Below are 21,898 nucleotides of genomic sequence, written 5' to 3'. Positions count from 1 at the left end.
CGCCCGTCCGGGCGCGCAGATGAAGCGCATCAAGGATTGGGGGGATGCATGGCACTGCTGCACGCCAAGACGGCCGCTGGCCGCCAGGAAATCGAAGACCGTGGCCGGCGCCTGCCGGCGGGATTGCGTTCGATCCTGTTGATGGTCGATGGCCGCCGCGATGACAACGAACTGCGTGGCCTGCTCGAAGGCCTGCGCGCGCCGCCGGATGCGCTGCAGCAACTGGCGGCACTTGAGCTGATCGAAGTGGTCGGCGGCGCGGTCGAGCCGGTGGCCGCGCGTGCCCTCAGCAGCGGCCGCGAACAGGACCCGGCGCTGTACCAGCAGTTGTACGAGGCGATGAGCGAGGCAGTACGCCGCCATCTGGGCCTGAAGGGCTACTTCATGCAGCTGAAGATCGAGCGCTGCAAGGATGCGCTGTCGCTGGAGCGGCTCTGCCCGGAACTGCTGGATGCGGTGGCGAAGGCACGCAGCCCGGCACTGGCCCAGCGTTGGTGGCAGGAAACCCAGGTGCTGCTGTCGCCGGCGGCGGGCGAGGTCGTGCAGGCCTGATGTGGCGGGTAAAGTGGGCGGTGGACTCCACTGCCCTCGAGGATGCCTGCGTGCAGGACGAACACGACACCACCGACACGCCCGGTTGGGACGCCATCAATGCGGCGCTGGCACCGCTGTATGCCGGCCAGGAGCCGCGCCACTACGGCACTGCGTTGCCCTACACGCTGGGTGGCCAGGATCCGCTGGACGGCATCAGCGTGTACTGGGCCGACGCCCCCGTGCCGCACTGGCACTACATCACCTACGGCTTCTCCGAGCTGTATGCGAAGGAAAGCAGTGATGCCGGCACCAGCGGCTACGGCTTCGAGCTGACCTTCCGCCTGGCAGCCAGCGCCGACGAGCATGCCGGCAGCACGCCGCCGGTGTGGCCGTTGAACCTGCTGCAGAACCTGGCGCGCTATGTGTTCGGCAGCGGCAACGTGTTCGAAGATGGCCACCATCTCGACGCCAACGGCCCGATCGCACTGGAGACGGACACCCGGCTCTGCCATCTGGCCTTCATCGCCGATCCGCAGCTGCCGGCGCGCGATACCGCCAACGGGCACCTGCAGTTCCTGCAGCTGGTCGGCTTGACCGACGAAGAAATGGAGGCGATCCGGCGCTGGTCGACCCGCGGTGTGCTGCAGGCCCTGCAGCCGGCGATGCCGCTGTGGATCACCGACCTGCACCGAGGCAACCTGCTCGATGATCCTGCGTTGGCCGCGCAGGCACGGAAGGGCAGTGAGCGTGAAGGCTCGACCACCGGCATGTTGTTCATCGAGACCCTGGGGTGGCGGCAGGAGGCGGGCGTGACCACGCTGGTGCTGGGCGCCGGCCAGGTTCCCAGCGTGTCCGAGCTGCTGGGCCTGCGTCTGCGCCATGGCAAGCCGCTGGAGCTGGTCAGCCGTGAGCGGCAGTGGACGTTCGTCCCGGCCGATGGCGACAGCGTTGAAGAGGTAGAAGGCGACAGCGCGCACTGGATGCTGGATGAGGCGGGGCTGCAGGCGATGGCAGCGGTGCCGGCCGAACGCGGCCTGTACCTGGTGGGGTCAAGGCTGCGCATCGAGGTGGTGCCGACCCAGTTGCGCGACGGCAAGGGTGCCGTCATCCGCGAGATCGGCTGAGCGCGACGAACGCGGCAGATGCGTAGAGTCGAGCTTGCTCGACTGATTGACCCGTGGTCATCGGGGTCAGAGCCGTCTGCTGCGCAGACGGATCCGACCCCGCGTCTGGCCCCGTCCCGGCCTCAGGCCAGGCCTTCGGCCTTCAGCACGGCCTGCACGCCCGCGTCGGCTTCCATGCGGGTCTTGAACGCAGCCACGTTGTCCAGGCCGACCAGGTCGACCTTGGCGGCCGCAGCCCAGCGCAGGGTGATGTAGAAGTAGGGATCGGCGAAGCTGCGGAAACCGGCCAGCCACGGCTTGTCGGCCAGCTGCTTGTCGGCGGTTTCGAACAGGCCGCGCAGGCGCTTGCGCGCGGCGGCGCGGATGGCGTCGAACTGGCCTTCATCGGCGATGAACTTGGCCGGCCCGAACAGCGGCGAGAACGCCGGGTGCACGTCCGAATTGACGAAGGACAGCCAGCGGGTGGCTTCGGCGCGCTGCTGCGCGCTGCCATCGCCGCCCAGGCCGGCCTGCGGGAAGGTGTCGGCGATGTAGCCCATGATGGCTGCGTTCTGCAGCAGGATGAAATCGCCATCGACCAGCGCAGGCACCGCGCCGGCCGGGTTGATCTTGAGGAAGTCCGGACCCTTCAGGGTGTCCTTGTCCAGCAGTTCCACTTCATAGGGCTGGCCGGTCCACTGCAGGGCGATGTGGTCGGCGGTGGAACAGGCACCAGGCTTGCTGTACAGCTTCATGGGGACTCCAGGCGGGGTGTGGCGGGAAACGCCCACTATCCCAGAGCCTGCCGGCGTGCGGCAACGCTGCCGCCGGCAACAGATCGTTACGACTGGCGAGGCTTGAGGTTCTGCACCTTATAGAAGGTGTGGTCGCCGATGGTCGCCACCTGGTAGGCATTGCGCCAGTTCGGGCTGGCGATGGACAGCGCGGCGAAGTGGCTGGCACCGGGGACGATCTCGCGGCGTTCGCCGGCCGGCAGCGCCCAGTTGCGCTCGGCGTCGAAGGCCACGTTCATCGCTTCGCTCCAGGCCGCGTCGTTGCCCAGCTGGGTGCCGGGGGAGACGATGGTCGGGGCGAACTGCTTGCGCGCGGTGACCACCTGGCACATCGAATCGCCCCACAGGCCGCTGTCGAGGCGGCGCAATGCGACTTCGGCGACGGCCTGCTGGCCGCGCAGGGTCTGGTCGCGGGCTTCCAGGTAAACGGTGGTGCTCAAACACAATGAATCAGCGGCCGGCTGCGGCAACAACTGCGACAGCCAGAGAATCCAGGCCAGTTTCATATAACTCCTTGCTCCGTGTGGGCCGCAGCCCGGGGTTCCAGCAGCGGGGGCTGCGGGCCGGGATACGACTTGGCGTCATGGGGAGGCGGCCATCGGGGCCGCCCCGTGGGCGGCCCCAAAAGAAACGATCATCCGATCGAGGGGGCCGCGCCGGCTCACCGGGAACTGGCTGGTGAGCAGAAAGTCGGCGCAAGGTAGGGGGGGATTACCCAACGCATCCTGAATCGGCTTGCTTGACATTCAGGTTCGGGCGGAGGGACGGAAATCACATTCCGCCCCCCATTCAGGCTCGGACTACAGGGCAGCGGCCACCCGGCTGCCCTGATCGATCGCACGTTTTGCATCCAGTTCCGCAGCCACATCGGCGCCGCCGATCAGCTGCGCGGCGATGCCGGCGGCCTGCAGTTCGGCCTGCAGTGCGCGGTTCGGTTCCTGTCCGGCGCAGACCACCACGTGGTCGACCGGCAGCAGCTGCTCACTGCCATCCACACGGATGCGCAGGCCATCGTCATCCACGCCCAGGTACTCCACGCCGCCGAGCATGCGCACGCCCTTGGCCTTCAGCGTGGCGCGGTGGATCCAGCCGGTGGTCTTGCCCAGGCGCGCACCGGGCTTGCCGGCGCTTCGCTGCAGCAGCCACAGCCGGCGCGGCGAGGCTTCCACCTGCGGGCTGGCCAGCGCGCCGCGGGCCTCGAAATGGCGGTCCACGCCCCATTCGGCCATCCAGCGCTGCGGGTCCAGCGAGGGCGAGGGGCCCGCATGGCTGAGGAACTCGCCGACATCGAAGCCGATGCCGCCGGCACCGATGATCGCCGCGTTGGGGCCGACGTCGACCCGCCCCAGCAGCACGTCCAGGTAGGTGATCACCTTGGCGTGGTCGGCACCGGGGAAATCGACCTTGCGCGGGGTGATGCCGGTGGCCAGCACCACCTCGTCGAAGCCGGCCAGCGCAGCCGCATCGGCGCGGGTATCCAGGCGCAGCTGCACGCCGGTTTCCTGCAGCTTGTGGCGGAAGTAGCGCAGGGTCTCGTGGAACTCTTCCTTGCCCGGGATGCGCTTGGCCACGTTGAACTGGCCGCCGATCTCCGCGCCGGCATCGAACAGGGTGACCTGGTGGCCACGCTCGGCGGCCACCGTGGCGCAGGCCAGGCCGGCCGGGCCTGCGCCGACCACCGCGATCTTCTTCGGCGCGGTGGTGGGGTGGTAGACCAGCTCGGTCTCGTGCGCGGCACGCGGGTTGACCAGGCAGCTGGCCAGCTTGTTCTCGAACACGTGGTCCAGGCAGGCCTGGTTGCAGGCGATGCACGTGTTGATCGCCTCGGCGCGGCCGGCACGGGCCTTGTTCGGCCACTGCGGGTCGGCCAGCAGCGGGCGCGCCAGCGACACCATGTCGGCGCCACCACCGGCCAGGATGCGCTCGGCCACTTCGGGCATGTTGATGCGGTTGGTGGCGACCAGCGGCACCTTCACGTGCGGCTTGAGCTTGGCGGTGACCCCGGCGAAGGCTGCGCGTGGCACCGACGTGGCGATGGTCGGGATGCGCGCCTCGTGCCAGCCGATGCCGGAATTGATGATCGTCGCGCCGGCGGCTTCGATGGCCTGTGCCTGCTGCACGATCTCTTCCCAGTTGCTGCCGTCATCGACCAGGTCGACCAGCGACAGCCGGTAGATGATGATGAAGTCCGGGCCGCAGGCCTCACGGATGCGGCGCACGATCTCCACCGCGAAGCGCATGCGCTGGCGCGCGTCGCCGCCCCAGGTATCGGTGCGCGTGTTGGTGCGCGGGGCGATGAACTCGTTGATGAGGTAGCCCTCCGAGCCCATCACTTCGACGCCGTCGTAGCCGGCCTCGCGGGCCAGCTTCGCGCTGCGGGCGTAGTCGGCGATATGGCGTTCGACGCCACTGGCCGACAGCGCGCGCGGAGTGAACGGGTTGATCGGCGCCTTCAGCTTGGACGGCGCCACCGACAGCGGGTGATAGGCATAGCGGCCGGCATGCAGCAGCTGCAGGCAGATCTTTGCGCCGTGCTGGTGCGCGGCGGCGGTGAGCTGCTTGTGCGGGCGCACTTCCCAAGGCCACGACAGCTTGCCGCCGAACGGCTTCAGCCAGCCAACCACATTCGGGGCGAAGCCACCGGTCACGATCAGGCCGACGCCACCTTCGGCGCGCTCGGCGAAATAGGCGGCCAGGCGCGGGAAGTCGCGCGCGCGATCTTCCAGGCCGGTGTGCATCGAGCCCATCAGCACCCGGTTGCGCAGCTGGGTAAAGCCCAGGTCCAGCGGGGAGAACAGGTGCGGATAGGCGGTTTCGTTGGCTGGCGACATGGTCGATACGCTTGCGTACGGAAGCGCGCAGGGTGCCGCGAAACTTCGGCCGGGGCAAGGGCTGCCGCAGCGTCGGGTAGCGCCGGGCCATGCCCGGCGGCGCGGTCATCCGTGGCCGCGCTGCGCGCTCGCCGGGCGTGGCCCGGCGCTACCCCCCACCGGGCGGCCGATGCCAAACCAGCCCAGAGTCAGGCCGCACAGCGGGCCGATCAGCACGGCGAAGGCCAGCGTGCCCAGGCCGATGTTGCCGCCCAGCCACCAGCCCACCGCCAGGGCACTGCCTTCGATGAGGGTGCGGACCTGCCAGATCGGCCGGCCGGTGCGCGCGTGCAGGCCGGTCATCAGCCCGTCGCGTGGGCCGGGGCCGAGGCGTGCGCCGATGTACAGGCCGGTGGCCAGTGCGATCAGCAGCAGGCCGGCGCAGAACAGCAGCAACTGCCAGGCCAGGCCGGCTGCCGGTGGCAGCAACCACAGGCCGAACTGCGCGGACGGGCCGATCAGCAGCACATTGAGCACGGTGCCCACGCCGGGCTTCTGCCGCAGCGGCCACCACAACAGCAGCACCACCAGGCCGACCAGGTTGGTGACCAGGCCGAACGAAAGCGGCGAATGCAGGGTAATCCCCTGTGAAAGCACGTCCCACGGCGCCACGCCGATGGCCGCACGCACCATCAGGGCGATGCCGAATCCATACAGGAACAGGCCGGTGACAAGCTGGAGCAGGCGCAGGGGGAGGGCGGTGGGCATGGGGGTTCCGGGGGAGGGGGAATCTGTTCCCACCGTAGTCCTGCTTTGGCCGTCGTTATAGATACAGATGCGGAGCAATGCACGTGTACAGCGGCAACGCGGCCAGTGACGTGAATGGCGTTAACCCGGACCTGCGGTTCACGACGCTGCAAAGGCCGGGGCGGGAAAGAAGAAAATCGCTCGACGCCGGGGCATTCACCCCTTGGCCGGCGAAGTATGTGCCCGCCTCATTTGGTTCCTCACGACAATGGGCGCGCGCTGAATCTCCCGATGTAGCGGTTCGGCAAACCTGTCGCTTACTCCCCTTAATCCCCTCCAAACCCTTGTCGCACGGGGGTCTTGCGGATTTTCATGATCCTGTATAGGGTTTCAATGTCGGACCGGTGGCTGGTCGGGTGCGACGCTTCACATGTTACGGGACTGTTAACATGACCTTCACCCGCCTGAGCATAATGTTCGCGGCGGTGGCGTGCTGAATCGGCTGTCGAACATCGACGCAGTAGTGCTGGCCCATGCCTCTACCGGTTTCATACCCCCGAAATAGGAGCTGTACTCAATGAACAAGAAGATCCTTACTGCAGCGCTGCTGGGTGGTCTGGCTTTCGCCCAGGCTGCGTCCGCGCAGGAGTTCGATGACCGCTGGTACCTGACCGGTTCGGCCGGCTTCAACTTCCAGGACAGCGACCGCCTGACCAACGATGCTCCGTTCGTCACCCTGGGCCTGGGTAAGTTCATCAGCCCGGAGTGGTCGCTGGACGGTGAGCTGAACTACCAGAACCCGAATTTCGATGCCAACCAGGATCTGAACTGGTCGCAGTACGGCATCTCGTTCGACCTGCGTCGCCACTTCATCAGCGAAGGCCGCGGCTGGAACCCGTACATCGTCGGTGGCCTGGGCTACCAGAAGTCGGAAGAAGAGTACCCGGCCAACAGCCTGAACGGCCCGCGTGATCGCAAGGACGGTCATGCCGCGGCCAAGCTGGGCGTCGGCCTGCAGACCACCTTCGAAAAGCGCGTTGCTGTCCGCGCCGAAGTGGCCTACCGTGCTGTCTTCGACGACAAGAGCATTGCTGCTCCGAACGAAGACTGGTTCGGCGACGTGCTGGCTTCGGTCGGCGTCGTGATCCCGCTGGGCCCGGCCCCGGTGGCTGCTGTTGCCCCGGCTCCGGCTCCGGTTGCCCCGAGCTGCGCCGACCTGGATGACGACGGTGACGGCGTCAACAACTGCGACGACAAGTGCCCGAACTCGCAGCCGGGCCAGACCATCGGTCCGGACGGTTGCCCGGTGCCGGTGTCGATCGACCTGAAGGGCGTGAACTTCGACTTCGACAAGTCGAACCTGCGTCCGGACGCTGTGGCCATCCTGTCGGAAGCTTCGGAAATCCTGAAGCGTTACCCGGACCTGCGCGTTGAAGTCGCCGGTCACACCGACTCGAAGGGTACCGACGCTTACAACCAGAAGCTGTCCGAGCGTCGCGCCACCGCCGTGTACAACTACCTGACCCAGAACGGTGTGGACGCTGGCCGTCTGCAGGGCCCGATCGGCTACGGCGAGAGCCGTCCGATTGCCCCGAACACCAACCCGGATGGTTCGGATAACCCGGAAGGTCGCGCCAAGAACCGTCGTACCGAGCTGAACGTCCAGAACTAAGTTCTGACGCTCTGCCAGTAAGACACAGCAGGACCCGGCTTCGGCCGGGTCTTGTTGTTTGTGGGCCCTGGAACGCGGGTCGCTCCCGCTGCCGGCAACCGTTCGTCGGTATTTTGCCCGCAAAACCAATGAGTTGCCGTATTCATTGAAAGTGGCGCTTGAAAGCTGTCGCGGCATTGCTAAACTCGCCGCGTCACTTCCTTTCGTGGATGCCCCTCATGCTGCGCTCTGCATCGGCCGCCGTCCTGGCGCTGGCCCTGGTTCCCGTCGCCCACGCGGCGGTCGATTGCTCGGTCAACACCAGCGCCTCGCCGCTGCCCCTGCCGGCCACGGCCATCGCGCCGGTGGCCGATGAGCTGTACATCCGCGGTACCCAGCTGGGCATGTCTGCCGGCGTGCTGGGCAGCAGCTACGATCCCTCGCAGTCGCTGGACCAGGTGCTGCAGCGCCTGCGTATCGATGGTTGCCAGAACATCGCCAAGGCCATCCCCAGCGCACCGGCGGTGAAGCCCAACGATCCGGCCGCCTACAAGCCGCAGACCGAGTTCGACAACACGCCGTGGCGCTTCGACATGAGCCAGAACGGCAAGCGCATGACCGCTGAAGAGTTCGACGCCTGGATGAAGGCGCGTGGCGTGCGCGTGGTCAAGGCGCGCCCGGCGCCGGCTGCCGCTGCCGTCCCGGCCACCACCGAAGCACCGGCTGAGACCAAGCCGGGCGAAAAGAAGTAAGCCGCGCGGGGAGCAGAGGCTTGCGCACGCGCCGCCCTCCTGCCACCCCCGCCGCCCGCTCCCACGCTCCGCGTGGGCGTGCGAAGCCCGCTGCCGCACCCGCCGGTGTCCGCCATGGCCTGGCGCGCGTGCTGTCCAAGGCGGGCGTCTGCTCGCGTACCGAAGCCGCACGCTGGATCGCCGATGGCCGCGTGCGGGTGTCCGGGCGCATCGTCCGCGATCCCGAATTCCCGATCGCGCAGCCGGCACCGCCCATCGAAGTGGACGGCCAGCCGCTGGGCGCGCCGAAGCGCCTGTACCTGATGCTCAACAAGCCGCGCGGGGTGGTGACCACCGCGCAGGACGAGCGCGGCCGCGATACCGTCTACCGCTGCTTCGATGGCGCCGGGCTGCCCTGGATCGCACCCGTCGGGCGGCTGGACAAGGCCAGCGAGGGCCTGCTGCTGTTCAGCAACGACCCGCAGTGGGCCGCGCGCCTCACCGACCCGCAGACCGGGCCGGACAAGACCTACCACGTACAGATCGACCGCCTGCCGGACGAGGCCACGCTGGCCGCGCTGCAGGCCGGCATCGACGACGAGGGCGAGTTCCTGGTCGCCCGGGCCGTGCGCGTGCTGCGCAGCGGCGACAAGACCGCATGGCTGGAGGTGGTCCTCGAAGAGGGACGCAACCGCCATATCCGCCGCCTGCTGGCGGCCTTCGACCTGCAGGTGCTGCGCCTGGTCCGGGTTGCGATCGGCGGGCTGGCGCTCGGCGATCTCGGCAAGGGCCAGTGGCGGGTACTGGAGGTCAGCGACCAGCAGCGGCTGGGGGCCGCTGCACCGGGCTGATGTCCGGCCCACGGCCGGCAGTCGCCGGCCACCGTTCCAGGCGTAGGGGGCGCCTGGTTTTCGATTTACTTGAACGGAGCGTGCCCATGTACCCGACCCTCGACCGAACCCTGCGCTGCGCCGGCCTGTTGCTGCCGCTTGCGCTGCTGGCCGCCTGCAGTGGCCACAAGAAAGTGGCCAAGGCCGAAGTCCCGGCGGAAATGCCGGTGGTGGAAGTGAAAACCCCGGAACTGGACGGCCGCGGCAGTTACCGCTTCATGATGAGCGACGGCGACCACAAGATGACCGCCGATGAGTTCGATGCCTGGATGAAGGCCAACGGCATCCGCGTGGCCAAGGGCAATGCGCAGGACGCCGCCGCCAAGCCGGTGGTGGTGGCCAGCAAGGACGAGCCCAAGGACAAGAAGAAAAAGAAGAAGTGACGCGCGTAGCGCGTCACGCCGGTAGCGCCGGGCCGTGCCCGGCGAGCGCGTAGCGCGGAGGCTGTTGCTGGGGTCAGAGCCCTTTCCTGCGGAAAGGGATCCGACCCCGGGGCATCATCAGCCCTTGATGACGCCCAGTTCCAGGCCGATGCGGGTGAACGCATCGATGGCGCGGTCCAGGTGTTCGCGCGTGTGTGCGGCGCTGATCTGGGTACGGATGCGTGCCTGGCCCTTGGGCACGACCGGGAAGAAGAAGCCGATCGCGTAGATGCCTTCTTCCAGCAGGCGCTGGGCGAACTTCTGCGCCAGCGGTGCGTCGTACAGCATCACCGGGCTGATCGGGTGCACGCCCGGCTTCACGTCGAAACCGGCGGCAACCATCTTTTCGCGGAAGTAGCGGGTGTTTTCCACCAGGGTGTCGCGCAGGTCATCGGCGGCGGCCAGCATCTCGAAGGCCTTGATGCCAGCGGCGACCACGTGCGGCGGCAGCGAGTTGGAGAACAGGTACGGGCGCGAGCGCTGGCGCAGCAGCTCGATCACTTCGGCGCTGGCACAGGTGAAGCCGCCCAGAGCGCCGCCCATGGCCTTGCCCAGGGTGCCGGTGATGATGTCGATCTTCTCCAGCACGCCCTTCACTTCGGCCGAGCCGCGGCCGCTGGCACCGAGGAAGCCGGTGGCGTGGCATTCGTCGATGTGCACCAGGGCGTTGTACTTCTTCGCCAGCGCGGTGATCTCGTCCAGCGGGGCGATGAAGCCGTCCATCGAGAACACGCCGTCGGTGGTGATCAGCTTGGTCTTGCAGCCGGCGGCGTCAGCGGCCTGCAGCTGCGCTTCCAGATCGGCCATGTCGCAGTTGGCGTAGCGGAAGCGCTTGGCCTTGCACAGGCGCACGCCATCGATGATCGAGGCGTGGTTCAGTGCGTCGGAAATGATCGCGTCGTTCTCGCCCAGCAGCGGCTCGAACAGGCCGCCGTTGGCATCGAAGCAGGCCGCATACAGGATGGTGTCCTGCTTGCCGAAGAAGTCGGCGATCTGCTTTTCCAGCTGCTTGTGCAGGTCCTGGGTGCCGCAGATGAAGCGCACCGAGGCCATGCCGAAGCCGTGGGTATCCAGGGCGTCCTTGGCCGCCTGGATCAGGTCCGGGTGGTCGGCCAGGCCCAGGTAGTTGTTGGCGCAGAAGTTGAGCACGGTGCGGCCATCGTCGAGGGTGATCTCGGCCGACTGCGGGCTGGTGATGATCCGCTCGGACTTGAACAGGCCCTGGGCGCGGATGGCGTCCAGTTCCTCGGCGTAGTGGCGGGTCAGGGCAGAGGAGGTCTCGGTCATGGCGTGGGCACGGCTCAGCACGGGAAACCGCTGATTCTACCGGGCAACGGTGGCCGGCAGCCGTCCGCGGCGGGCCATCGCCATGGCCGGCACATGTTGCATCGCAATATCAAACAGGTTAAAAAACCGTGAACCGGTAGCGATGCCGCCGGCCGCGCCACCCGCCTCCCCCCGCCACCGCCATCCGGAGATGCACATGAAGCCTGCCCGCAGCTGCCTCGCCCTCGCCGCCGCCCTCTGTCTCGCCCCCTTCGCCGCCAGTGCCCAGGATGAGGCCGCATCGCCGTACAGCTGGAACGTGACCGGCGTGTCCGACTACGTGTTCCGTGGCGTCTCCCAGACTGATGAAGATCCCACCCTGCAGGCCGGCTTCACCTATACCAGCCCGGTTGGCCTTTACGCCGGTGTGTGGGGATCGGGTGTCGATTTCGGGCCGGGCGACCCGAACGTCGAGCTGGACTACCTGATCGGCTACGGCATCGACGTCAGCGACAAGGTCAACTTCGACGTGCTGCTCAACCGCTACACCTATCCCGGTGCCAGCGAACTGAACTACAACGAGTTGATCACGACCACCACGTTTGCTGAGCAGTACAAGCTTACCGTGGCCTACACCAACGACCTTTCCGGTTCGGATACCAAGAGCTGGTACTACGCCGTTGGCGGGGAGTGGGGCCTGCCGCAGGACTTCACGCTGAGCGCCAACGTCGGCCGCACCACGCTTGAAACGGATTACGGCAAGGATTACACCGATTTCAACGTCGGCGTATCCCGTCAGTTCGGCATGTTCAACCTGGGCGTGGCCTACCACGGCACCGATGGCGCAGGCCGCGACAACAACGGCAAGCTGGCCGACAACCGCGTTGTGTTCACCGTCGCGATCGGTAACTGATCCGGCGCTGCTGTTGCCCACGAAAAAGGCGCCCGATGGGCGCCTTTTTCTTTGCCGCAACGCCGGGCATGGCCCGGCGCTACCGTATGCCGGTCAGTTCCAGCTGAGGACCACCTTGCCGGCCTTGCCTTCTTCCATCAGGTCGAAGCCCTTCTGGAAATCGTCGATCGGCAGCTGGTGGGTCATCACCTTGCCCAGCGGGAAGCCGGACAGCACCAGCTGGGTCATCTTGTACCAGGTCTCGTACATCTTGCGGCCGTAGATGCCCTGCACGGTCAGGCCCTTGAAGATGATCTTGTCCCAGTCGCAGCCGGCGCCCCTGGGCATGATGCCCAGCATGGCGATCTTGCCGCCGTGGTACATGCAGTCGAGCATGTCGTTGAAGGCACGCGGGTTGCCGCTCATTTCCAGGCCCACGTCGAAGCCCTCCATGTGCAGTTCCTTCATCACGTCCTTCAGCGACTGGTTGGCGACGTTGACCACGCGGGTGGCACCCATGTCGGCGGCCAGCTTCAGGCGGAAGTCGTTGACGTCGGTGACGACCACGTTGCGTGCGCCGATGTGCTTGCAGATGCCCGCGGCGATGATGCCGATCGGGCCTGCGCCGGTGATCAGCACGTCCTCGCCGATGACGTCAAATTCCAGCGCGCAGTGCGCGGCATTGCCGTACGGGTCGAAGAAGGCGGCCAGTTCCGACGGGATCTGGTCGGGGATCGGCCACAGGTTGCTGGCCGGCATCACCATGTATTCGGCGAAGGCGCCGTTGACGTTGACGCCGATGCCGACGGTGTTCGGGCACAGGTGCGGGCGGCCGCCGCGGCAGTTGCGGCAGTGGCCGCAGACGATGTGGCCTTCGGCCGAGACGCGCTGGCCGACTTCATAGCCGGTGACGGCCGAGCCGAGTTCGGCGATGCGGCCCACGAACTCGTGGCCGATGGTCAGGCCCGGCTTGATGGTGCGCTGGCTCCAGTCGTCCCACAGGTAGATGTGCAGGTCGGTACCGCAGATGGCGGTCTTTTCCAGCTTGATCAGGACCTCGTTCGGGCCCGGGGTCGGCACCGGAACCTCTTCGAGCCAGATGCCCTTGGCTGCTTCGCGCTTGACCAGGGCCTTCATCGTTTGCTGCGCCATCGGGTGGAACTCATCTGGGGGAAAACGCGGATTATAGAGGGCTGCTCGGAATTCCCATGTTGCGCTGCGGGTGCATTGAGCCCCCGGTAGCGCCGGGCCATGCCCGGCGGAAGCAGTGGCCCGGCCCATGACTTCCGGGCATCGGGGCGGGGCAGGGGGCTGGGCTACACTCGGCGGTTCTTTCACCAGGGGCCGCTCGATGCGCTCGAACCTGCTTGCATTCTCCGTCGTCGCCAGCCTCGGGCTGGTCCAGGTCGCCCATGCCGCCGAAGGCATGTGGGTGCCGCAGCAGCTGCCGGAGATTGCCGGCCCGCTGCAGAAGGCCGGCCTGAAGCTGTCCCCTGAACAGCTGGCCGACCTGACCGGCGACCCGATGGGTGCGGTGGTTGCGCTGGGTGGCTGCACCGCCAGCTTCGTCTCCCCGCAGGGCCTGGTGGTCACCAACCACCACTGTGCCTACGGCGCCATCCAGCTCAATTCGACCGCGCAGAAGAACCTGATCAAGGACGGCTTCAACGCGCCGACCCAGAAGGACGAACTGAGCGCCGGCCCGAACGCCCGCGTGTTCGTGCTCGACCAGATCACCGACGTCACGGCCCAGGCCAAGGCCGCCATCGCCGCCGCCGGCAAGGATCCGCTGGCCCGCAGCCGCGCCCTGGATGCCTTCGACAAGGCCCAGGTGGCCGCCTGTGAAGCCGACGCCGGCTTCCGCTGCCGCCTGTACTCGTTCAGCGGCGGCAACACCTACCGCCTGTTCCGCAACATGGAAATCAAGGACGTGCGCCTGGTCTACGCGCCCCCGGGCAGCGTCGGCAAGTTCGGCGGCGACATCGACAACTGGATGTGGCCGCGCCACACCGGCGATTTCTCGTTCTACCGCGCCTACGTCGGCAAGGACGGCAAGCCGGCGGCGTTCTCGGCCGACAACGTGCCCTACCAGCCCAAGCACTTCCTGAAGTTCGCCGACCAGCCGCTGGGCGCCGACGACTTCGTGATGGTGGCCGGTTACCCGGGCCGCACCAACCGCTACGCCCTGGCCGGTGAGTTCAACGAGACCGCCAGCTTCACCTACCCGACCATCGCCCGCCATTACAACGCGGTGCTGAAGATGATCGACGAGGCCGGCAAGGCCGACCCGGACGTGAAGGTGAAGTACGCCGCCACCGCTGCCAGCATGAACAACGTGGCCAAGAACTACCTGGGCCAGCTGGAAGGCTTCAAGCGCATCGATGCCGCTGGCCAGAAGCAGGCCGAGGAAGCGGCTGTGCTGGCGTGGCTGAAGAAGCAGGGCACCGCCGGCAAGCCGGCCCTGGCCGCGCACGCGCAGCTGCTCCAGCACCTGGACACCAGCAAGGCCACGCGCGAGCGCGACCTGTTCGTGTCGCAGTTCAACAACACCTCGGCGGTCAGCGCCGCCATCACCCTGTACCGCCTGTCGATCGAGCGCGCCAAGCCGGACGCCGAGCGCGAAGCGGGCTACCAGCAGCGCGACCTGACCACCATCGAAGGTGGCCTGAAGCAGATGGACCGCCGCTACGTGGCGAAGATGGACCAGCAGCTGCAGACCTACTGGCTGGACCAGTACGTGGCCCTGCCGGCCGCGCAGCGTGACAACGAAGTGCTGAACACCTGGCTGGGCGGCAGCAACGAGGCCGCCGTGAAGTCGCTGGTGGGCAAGCTGTCGGGCACCCAGCTGGGCAACCTCGACACGCGCCTGAAGTGGTTCAACGCCGACCGCGCCGCCTTCGAAGCCAGCACCGATCCGGCGATCCAGTACGCGGTGGCCGTCATGCCGGCGCTGCTGAAGCAGGAAGAGCAGCGCAAGATCCGCGAGGGCGAATCGCTGACCGCGCGTCCGCTGTACCTGCAGGCCGTGGCCGACTACAAGAAGAGCAAGGGCGAGTTCGTCTACCCGGACGCCAACCTGTCGCTGCGAATCACCTTCGGCAACGTCATGGGCTATGGCAAGGACGGCGTGCAGTACACCCCGTTCACCACCCTGGAAGGCGTGGCGGCCAAGGAAACCGGCGAAGACCCGTTCGATTCGCCGAAGGCGCTGCTGGATGCGGTCAAGGCCAAGCGTTACGGCGGCCTGGAAGACAAGCGCATCGGTTCGGTGCCGGTGAACTTCCTGTCCAACCTGGACATCACCGGCGGCAACTCCGGTTCGCCGGTGCTGGACGCGCACGGCAAGCTGGTCGGCCTGGCCTTCGACGGCAACTGGGAATCGGTCAGCTCCAACTGGGTGTTCGACCCGGTGATGACCCGCATGATCGCCGTGGACAGCCGTTACATGCAGTGGATCATGCAGGAAGTGGCGCCGGCGCCGCAGCTGCTGAAGGAACTGAACCTGTCCAAATAAGGTAGTGCCGGCCGCTGGCCGGCAACTCCACCGGGCGGATCATCCACGCATGGCGTGGATCTACTGACCTGGCCAAATAAGGTAGTGCCGGCCGCTGGCCGGCAACGCTGGCGGTAACCGTCTGCAACCTGAAACCCCGCGACCCCGGTCGCGGGGTTTTTTCATGCCCCGACCGGCCGGGTCCGCCGAACAGGTATCATCCCTGTTCCGCGTACTTCACAGGATGTGAACGAAACGCGGAAACCTCCTCCCCCCAGGACCCCTTGTTCGCATGCGCATCCTGCTTGCCCGTCACGGCGAAACGCCGTGGAACGCCGAAGGCCGCTACCAGGGCCAGATCGACATCCCGCTTTCGCCCATCGGCGAAGCCCAGGCCCAGGCCCTGGGCGCCCGTCTCGCTTCGGTGGACATCGCCCGTGCCGTGGCGTCGCCGCTGTCGCGCGCCCAGCTGACCGCCCAGCTCGCCCTCGGCGCCGACCGCGCCGGCATGCTGCAGACCGAACCGGACCTGCAGGAAATCGCCCACGGTGAGTGGGAAGGCCTGCTGGCCAGCGAGATCAACGATAAAGACCCGTCGCGCCTGAAGGCCTGGCGCGAGGAACCCGATACCGTGCTGATGCCCGGCGGCGAATCGCTGCGCCTGGTGCTCGAGCGCAGCTGGCGCGGCCTGGCCCGTGCCGCCGAAGGCCTCGGCGAACATGACACCCTGCTGGTGGTCGCCCATGACGCGGTCAACCGGGTGATCCTGTGCAAGGTGCTGGGCCTGCCGATTTCCCGCCTGTGGACCTTCCGCCAGGCCCCGACCACCCTGAACCTGCTCGAAGGCGCCGACCTGGACAGCCTGGAAGTGGTGCGCCTGAACGACTGCGCCCACCACACGCCGTTCTTCGGCGAAGCCAAGCACCGCGCGCTCTGATCCCGAACCACCTGCTTCTGCTGGAACCCCTGCCGTGACGAACACCCCGACCACCCTGGCCGACTGGCTGGACTACATCGAACGCCAGCACCCGGCGACCATCGACATGGGCCTGGAGCGCGTGCGCGCCGTGGCCACCGCGATGGGCCTGGGCGCGCCGGCCAAGCGCACCATCGTGGTCGGTGGCACCAACGGCAAGGGTTCCACGGTGGCGTTCATCGAGGCCATCGGCCGTGCCGCCGGCTGGAAGGTCGGCGCGTACACCTCGCCACACCTGCTGCGCTACAACGAGCGGGTGCGCATCGATGGCCAGGACGTGGAGGACGCCGCGCTGGTCGCGGCGTTCAACACGGTGGAAGCCGCGCGCGGTGGAATCACCCTGACCTATTTCGAGTACGGCACCCTGGCCGCGCTGCAGCTGTTTGCCGATGCCGGGCTGGACCTGGCCGTGCTGGAAGTGGGCCTGGGCGGGCGCCTGGATGCAGTCAACATCATCGATGCCGACGTTTCGGTCATCACCACCGTGGACATCGACCATGCCGAGTGGCTGGGCGAGGACCGCGAGGCGATCGGCGCCGAGAAGGCCGGCATCATCCGCGGCTGGAAGCCGGTGATCCTGGGCGAGACCGACCCGCCGTCCAGCGTGCTGGACCGGGCCTATCGGCTGGGTGCCAACGCCATCCGCGGCGGCAGCGATTATTTCCATGAGCCGATCGATGCCCAGCGCTGGCGCTGGCGCGATGTCGGTCTGCGCATGGAACTGCCGACCCCGTCGCTGGCCGCTCCGATCCAGCTGGCCAATGCCGGTGCTGCCATCGCCGCGCTGCGCGCGCTGGACCGGCCGGTGCCGCGTGCGGCCTGGGCCGCCGGCATCGCCGCCGCGCGCATCGCTGGCCGCATGCAGGCCTTCGAGCGTGATGGTGTGCAGATCCGCGTGGACGTCGGCCACAACCCGCAGGCCGCGGGCCAGCTGGCCCGCGCGCTGAACGCCGACGTGGCGCCCGGCCGCACCCTGGCGGTGTACGCGGCGCTGCAGGACAAGGACGCCGCAGGCGTGGTGCAGGCGCTGCAGGACAGCGTCGCGCAGTGGACCCTGGCCGGGCTGGAAGGCCCCCGTGGGCAGAGCGCGCAGCAGTTGCAGGCACGCCTGGCCGATACCCCGGCCGCGACGGCCGCGCTGGCCGACAGCGTCGAGCAGGCGCTGCAGCAGGCGTTGGCCCAGGCCGAGCGCGGCGACCGGGTGCTGGTGTTCGGCTCGTTCCACACCGCAGCGGCAGCGCTGCAGTGGCTGCAGGACCATCCCTGATCCACGTTCAGCCAGCGCCGACGCCGTTCGTCCCGGCACCCGTATAATCGACCCATCTCCAGCCTGTCGCCTGCCTCACGTGGATACGCCCCTGAAACAGCGTCTGATTGGTGCCATCGTCCTGGTGGCCTTGGCCGTGATTTTCCTGCCGATGCTGGTCAAGGGGCCTGCCCCGGACAGCGGCGTGGCCAATGTGCCCATTGCCGCGCCCGACGCGCCGGCCGATGGCCAGTTCGAAACCCGTGAACTGCCGCTGGTCGCCCCGGCCGGTGGCGCCACCGGCCTGCAGAGCGGCCAGGTCAAGCCGGTCGAGGACGCCGCCGCGCCGGCGACCCCGCCCACCGTGGATACCTCGCCGGCCGTCGCCGCCGGCAACTACGCCGTCACCTTCGGTGCCTACGGCAGCCAGGCCGACGCCGATGCGGTCATCGCCTACCTGAAGCGTTCGCAGCTGCCGGGCTTCACCGAAACCGCATCGATCAATGGTCGCCCGGCCTGGCGCGTGCGCGTGGGGCCGTATGCCGACCGTGCGCAGGCCGAAGCCGCGCGCCTGCAGGCGGTGAAGGTCCGCGGTGACGTCAAGGCAGAAGTCATCACCCTGGATGCCAGCACCGCGCCGTCTTCGGCCGTGGCTGCCACCCCGGCCGCGCCGAGCGCCAGCACGCCGGTTGCTGCACCGTCGCCGTCGGCTGCCGCCAACCCGGTACGCAGCGAAAGCCTGCCGGCCAGCACCCCGGCCGCCGCCACGCCGCCGGCCCCCAAGCCGGAAGCCCCCAAGCCGCAGCCCAAGCCTGAACCGGCCAAGCCGCAGCCGAAGCCGGAAGCAACGGCCAGCAAGCCCGAGGCCCCGGCCACGCCGGCAGCCCCGGCTGCCAGCGGCATCGGCTTTGCCGTGCAGCTGGGTGCATTCGGCCAGGCCAACGATGCCAATGCGCTGCGCGACAAGGTCCGCGCCGCCGGTTTCAGCGCCTTCGTCGAGCAGGTCCGCACCGAGAAGGGCACCCTGCATCGCGTGCGCGTCGGGCCGGTGGCCAACCGCGCCGACGCCGAGCAGCTGAAGGCGCAGGTCGCCGCCAAGGTCGGCGTGGCCGGCATGGTCCGACCACACCCATGATCCGGCCGATCGCCCGCCGTAAGCAGGAGGGGGCGACGTGATCGACATCGTGCTGGGCGTGCTGATTGCCGCCTCGGTGCTGTTCGGCCTGATGCGTGGCTTCATCGGCACTGTCGTCGCACTGCTGTCCTGGCTGCTTGCAGCCTGGGCGGCCTTCACCTTCGGCAGTGAGGCCGCACACGCCTGGGCCGCGCCGCAGCCGCCCGGCAGTGGCCACTACCTGGCGGGTTACCTGGGCGTCTTCATCGCAACGGTGGTGGTGGTCGGCCTGCTGGGCCTGCTGCTCAAGGCTGCCATCAAGCTGACCCTGCTGGGCGGCGTGGATCGCCTGCTCGGCGGCGCGCTGGGCCTGCTGCGCGGGCTGTTGCTGGCCAGCGTGCTCCTGCTGCTGGCGGGCTTCACTGCGTTGCCGGGCGAGCCGTCGTGGCAGCAGTCGCAGCTGCGGCCGCTGCTGCAGCCGGCCGTCGCCTGGATGCAGGCGCAGCTGCCGGCCTGGGGGGAGGGCCTGCCACTGGATGGTCTGCTGCCCGACCATCTGCCCTTGCCCCTGCCGGAAAACGCCCCATCTGCTGTGCAGGTGTTGGGCAAGCCGGGCATCACAGGCGATAATGGCGTCCTCAACGAGGTAGTGGCGGGCGGCGGATGGCCGCGGCCCGTGGACGCACAGCAGGAGCCCGTCGCGGCTTCGGCACTGCCCAGCAGCATCGAGCCGGCGCCCGAGCGTCCGGCACGGCCCGCGCCCGCTGCGGGCGGAACCCCAGGCCAGGTACGGCCACCTTCCTTGTAACTGGGCACGGCCCAGCGGAGACCTCGCACCATGTGTGGCATCGTCGGAATCGTCGGCAACCAGAACGTCGCCGGGCAGTTGTATGACGGCTTGACCGTCCTCCAGCATCGCGGCCAGGACGCGGCAGGCATCGCCACCGCCAGCGGCAGCCGCCTGCGGGTGCAGAAGGCCACCGGCCTGGTCCGCGACGTGTTCGACGCCCGCACCATGTCCACCCTGGAAGGCAACATCGGCATCGCCCACGTGCGTTACCCGACCGCGGGTTCGGAAGGCATGGACGAAGCGCAGCCGTTCTACGTCAATTCGCCCTACGGCATCGCGCTGGCCCACAACGGCAACCTGATCAACACCGAAGACCTGCGCCGCCAGGTGTTCGAGCAGGACCGCCGCAACGTCAACACCGATTCGGACAGCGAAGTGCTGCTGAACGTGTTTGCCTACGAACTGGAACAGCAGCGCCAGCTCAGCCCGGAAGCGGCGATCCGTGCCGTGGCCGGCGTGCACCGCCGCTGCAAGGGCGGCTATGCGGTGGTCAGCGTGGTGCTGGGCCTGGGCCTGGTCGCCTTCCGCGACCCGCATGGCATCCGCCCGCTGGTACTGGGCAAGCGCAGCCACGCCGAAGGCGACGAATACATCGTGGCGTCCGAATCGGCGGCGCTGGACGTGCTGGGCTTCCAGCGCGTGCGCGACGTGCAGCCGGGCGAAGCGCTGGTGATCACCGCGCGCGGCGAGCTGTTCTCGGAAATCTGCGCCGAGCCGGCCGAGCACACCCCGTGCATCTTCGAATACGTGTACTTCGCACGCCCGGATTCGATGATCGACAACGTCTCGGTGCACAAGGCGCGCATGCGCATGGGCATCAAGCTGGGCGAGAAGATCCTGCGCCTGCGCCCGGACCACGACATCGACACCATCATCCCGATCCCGGACACCTCGCGCGATGCCGCGCTGGAAATCTCCAACGTGCTCGGCGTGAAGTACCGCGAAGGCTTCATCAAGAACCGCTACATCGGCCGCACCTTCATCATGCCGGGGCAGGGTGAGCGGGTGAAGTCGGTGCGCCGCAAGCTCAACCCGATCCACCTGGAGTTCCGCAACCGCGTGGTGCTGCTGGTGGACGACTCGATCGTGCGCGGCACCACCAGCCAGCAGATCGTGCAGATGGCCCGTGATGCGGGCGCGCGAAAGGTCTACCTGGCCAGCGCCGCGCCGCCGGTGCGCTTCCCGAACATCTACGGCATCGACATGCCGGCGGCCGAGGAACTGGTAGCGCACAACCGCACGGTGGAAGAGATCGAAGCCCACCTGGGCTGCGACTGGCTGATCTACCAGGACATCGAGGACATGGAAGCGGCGGTGAGCGAGGGCAATCCGGCGCTGCGCAATTTCGATTCGTCCTGCTTCAACGGCCATTACCCGACGGGCATCGAGCCGGGCTACTTCGAGCGCATCCAGCAGCTGCGTTCGGACGACGCCAAGCACAAGCGCCGCGCCTGAGGCACAGCCGTGGTCGATGTCCCCGACGTCGGTGGCGACCTGCTGCGCGCTGCGCAGCAGTGCCTTGCCGAAGCCGACCCGCTGCGCAAGGTGGCGCTGACCCAGGCCTACGCGTCGGCGTTCCGCGCCGGGCGCCTGAAGGTGGCCGCCGACGCGCCGCCGCCTGAAGCGATCCGCATGCCCGGCCGCCCCGCGCGGCTGGTGCTGGTGCACCCGCGGCAGGTGCCGCGGCGTGGACTGGGCGGGGTGGAAGGCCGCGCCGCCTTCATCCACGCCATTGCCCACATCGAACTGAACGCGATCGACCTGGCCTGGGATGCGGTGTATCGCTTCCGTGGCCTGCCCGCGGCGTTCCATGCCGACTGGGTGAGCTGCGCCGACGACGAGTCGCGGCACTTCCTGCTGCTGCGCGAGCGGCTGCAGGTGCATGGCCACGAGTACGCCGATTTCCCCGCGCACAACGGCCTGTGGGAGATGTGCGAGAAGACCGCGCATGACGGCCTGGCACGCATGGCGCTGGTACCCCGCGTACTGGAAGCGCGCGGGCTGGACGTGACGCCCGGCATGATCGAGAAGCTGCGCAATGTCGGCGACGCTGAAACCGCCGATGTGCTGGAAGTGATCCTGCGCGAGGAAGTCGCGCATGTTGCTGCCGGTTCGCGCTGGTACCGCTGGTACTGCGAACGCGCCGGCGTCGAGCCGCGCGCACGCTTCAAGGAACTGCTGCTGGAATATGCCGGCGGCTACCTGCACGGTCCGTTCAATCTGGAAGCGCGCCTGCTGGCAGGCTTCGATGCCGACGAGTTGGCCAACCTGATCGAACAGGCGGGTTGATCACGCCGCTGGCGCCATCCACGCATGGCGTGGATCTACTTCAGGTACCGGGCCGCGATGCACGTCACGCACCGGGTCGCGGGTAGATCC

20 protein-coding genes are annotated in these 21,898 nt (G+C 67.9%); 14 read left to right on the top strand and 6 right to left on the bottom strand.

Annotated elements, in window-relative coordinates; genetic code table 11:
• The first annotated feature begins 48 nt into the window (after positions 1 to 48).
• Both C1926_RS03960 and C1926_RS03955 read left to right on the top strand, forming a co-directional pair.
• On the top strand, positions 49 to 552 hold the full coding sequence (locus C1926_RS03960; protein WP_079220773.1) for a hypothetical protein: 504 nt from the start codon (positions 49 to 51) through the stop codon (positions 550 to 552).
• 50 nt (positions 553 to 602) lie between these two features.
• Complete coding sequence (locus C1926_RS03955) at positions 603 to 1,658, top strand: suppressor of fused domain protein (protein WP_108760621.1); 1,056 nt, start codon at positions 603 to 605, stop codon at positions 1,656 to 1,658.
• 122 nt (positions 1,659 to 1,780) lie between these two features.
• On the opposite strand, the gene C1926_RS03950 is transcribed toward C1926_RS03955, so the two are convergent.
• The 4 genes from C1926_RS03950 to C1926_RS03935 form a co-directional block, all read right to left on the bottom strand.
• Complete coding sequence (locus C1926_RS03950) at positions 1,781 to 2,392, bottom strand: glutathione S-transferase N-terminal domain-containing protein (RefSeq protein ID WP_108758318.1); 612 nt, start codon at positions 2,390 to 2,392, stop codon at positions 1,781 to 1,783.
• 86 nt (positions 2,393 to 2,478) lie between these two features.
• On the bottom strand, positions 2,479 to 2,937 hold the full coding sequence (locus C1926_RS03945; RefSeq protein WP_004154513.1) for a cell wall hydrolase: 459 nt from the start codon (positions 2,935 to 2,937) through the stop codon (positions 2,479 to 2,481).
• Between the two features lie 294 nt (positions 2,938 to 3,231).
• A complete protein-coding gene (locus C1926_RS03940; protein ID WP_108758317.1) occupies positions 3,232 to 5,262 on the bottom strand; it encodes an NADPH-dependent 2,4-dienoyl-CoA reductase in 2,031 nt (676 codons plus the stop codon).
• 105 nt (positions 5,263 to 5,367) lie between these two features.
• Positions 5,368 to 6,009 (bottom strand): hypothetical protein, encoded by a 642-nt coding sequence (locus tag C1926_RS03935; protein WP_108746028.1) that lies wholly within the window; start codon positions 6,007 to 6,009, stop codon positions 5,368 to 5,370.
• A 556-nt stretch (positions 6,010 to 6,565) separates the two neighbouring features.
• On the opposite strand from C1926_RS03935, the gene C1926_RS03930 reads away from it, so the two are divergent.
• From C1926_RS03930 to C1926_RS03915, 4 genes are all read left to right on the top strand, one after another.
• Complete coding sequence (locus tag C1926_RS03930; protein ID WP_108758316.1) at positions 6,566 to 7,660, top strand: OmpA family protein; 1,095 nt, start codon at positions 6,566 to 6,568, stop codon at positions 7,658 to 7,660.
• Positions 7,661 to 7,878: 218 nt separating this feature from the next.
• Positions 7,879 to 8,391 carry a hypothetical protein gene (locus C1926_RS03925; RefSeq protein WP_079220776.1) on the top strand — a complete coding sequence of 171 codons (513 nt, stop codon included), beginning with the start codon at positions 7,879 to 7,881 and terminating at the stop codon, positions 8,389 to 8,391.
• Between the two features lie 20 nt (positions 8,392 to 8,411).
• Complete coding sequence (locus C1926_RS03920; RefSeq protein ID WP_079220777.1) at positions 8,412 to 9,221, top strand: pseudouridine synthase; 810 nt, start codon at positions 8,412 to 8,414, stop codon at positions 9,219 to 9,221.
• 86 nt (positions 9,222 to 9,307) lie between these two features.
• Positions 9,308 to 9,643 carry a hypothetical protein gene (locus C1926_RS03915; protein ID WP_108758315.1) on the top strand — a complete coding sequence of 112 codons (336 nt, stop codon included), beginning with the start codon at positions 9,308 to 9,310 and terminating at the stop codon, positions 9,641 to 9,643.
• 117 nt (positions 9,644 to 9,760) lie between these two features.
• Here C1926_RS03915 and kbl read toward each other — a convergent pair whose 3' ends face one another.
• Positions 9,761 to 10,969 (bottom strand): glycine C-acetyltransferase, encoded by a 1,209-nt coding sequence (gene kbl / locus C1926_RS03910; protein ID WP_108758314.1) that lies wholly within the window; start codon positions 10,967 to 10,969, stop codon positions 9,761 to 9,763.
• A gap of 196 nt (positions 10,970 to 11,165) precedes the next feature.
• On the opposite strand from kbl, the gene C1926_RS03905 reads away from it, so the two are divergent.
• Positions 11,166 to 11,861, top strand: a complete 696-nt coding sequence (locus C1926_RS03905) for a TorF family putative porin (RefSeq protein ID WP_079220780.1) — start codon at positions 11,166 to 11,168, stop codon at positions 11,859 to 11,861.
• A 93-nt stretch (positions 11,862 to 11,954) separates the two neighbouring features.
• Here the strand turns inward: C1926_RS03905 and tdh are convergent, their stop codons facing one another.
• A complete protein-coding gene (tdh, locus tag C1926_RS03900; RefSeq protein ID WP_079225101.1) occupies positions 11,955 to 12,977 on the bottom strand; it encodes an L-threonine 3-dehydrogenase in 1,023 nt (340 codons plus the stop codon).
• Between the two features lie 214 nt (positions 12,978 to 13,191).
• On the opposite strand from tdh, the gene C1926_RS03895 reads away from it, so the two are divergent.
• From C1926_RS03895 to C1926_RS03865, 7 genes are all read left to right on the top strand, one after another.
• Positions 13,192 to 15,354, top strand: a complete 2,163-nt coding sequence (locus C1926_RS03895) for a S46 family peptidase (protein ID WP_108758313.1) — start codon at positions 13,192 to 13,194, stop codon at positions 15,352 to 15,354.
• 271 nt (positions 15,355 to 15,625) lie between these two features.
• Positions 15,626 to 16,270 (top strand): histidine phosphatase family protein, encoded by a 645-nt coding sequence (locus tag C1926_RS03890; protein WP_108758312.1) that lies wholly within the window; start codon positions 15,626 to 15,628, stop codon positions 16,268 to 16,270.
• A 34-nt stretch (positions 16,271 to 16,304) separates the two neighbouring features.
• Positions 16,305 to 17,576 (top strand): bifunctional tetrahydrofolate synthase/dihydrofolate synthase, encoded by a 1,272-nt coding sequence (gene folC / locus C1926_RS03885; RefSeq protein ID WP_108758311.1) that lies wholly within the window; start codon positions 16,305 to 16,307, stop codon positions 17,574 to 17,576.
• 79 nt (positions 17,577 to 17,655) lie between these two features.
• The gene (locus C1926_RS03880) at positions 17,656 to 18,690 is read left to right on the top strand and encodes an SPOR domain-containing protein (RefSeq protein ID WP_108758310.1); all 1,035 of its coding nucleotides are present in this window, start codon (positions 17,656 to 17,658) and stop codon (positions 18,688 to 18,690) included.
• Between the two features lie 37 nt (positions 18,691 to 18,727).
• Positions 18,728 to 19,477, top strand: a complete 750-nt coding sequence (locus tag C1926_RS03875) for a CvpA family protein (RefSeq protein WP_108758309.1) — start codon at positions 18,728 to 18,730, stop codon at positions 19,475 to 19,477.
• Positions 19,478 to 19,507: 30 nt separating this feature from the next.
• The gene (gene purF / locus C1926_RS03870) at positions 19,508 to 20,974 is read left to right on the top strand and encodes an amidophosphoribosyltransferase (protein ID WP_079220786.1); all 1,467 of its coding nucleotides are present in this window, start codon (positions 19,508 to 19,510) and stop codon (positions 20,972 to 20,974) included.
• A 9-nt stretch (positions 20,975 to 20,983) separates the two neighbouring features.
• Positions 20,984 to 21,808 carry a ferritin-like domain-containing protein gene (locus C1926_RS03865; protein WP_108758308.1) on the top strand — a complete coding sequence of 275 codons (825 nt, stop codon included), beginning with the start codon at positions 20,984 to 20,986 and terminating at the stop codon, positions 21,806 to 21,808.
• Positions 21,809 to 21,898: the final 90 nt, after the last annotated feature.

The sequence above is a fragment of the Stenotrophomonas sp. ZAC14A_NAIMI4_1 genome (assembly GCF_003086915.1).
Lineage (GTDB): Bacteria > Pseudomonadota > Gammaproteobacteria > Xanthomonadales > Xanthomonadaceae > Stenotrophomonas.
Note: the sequence above shows the minus strand (reverse complement) of the source record. Positions and strands in the feature narration are given on the sequence as shown.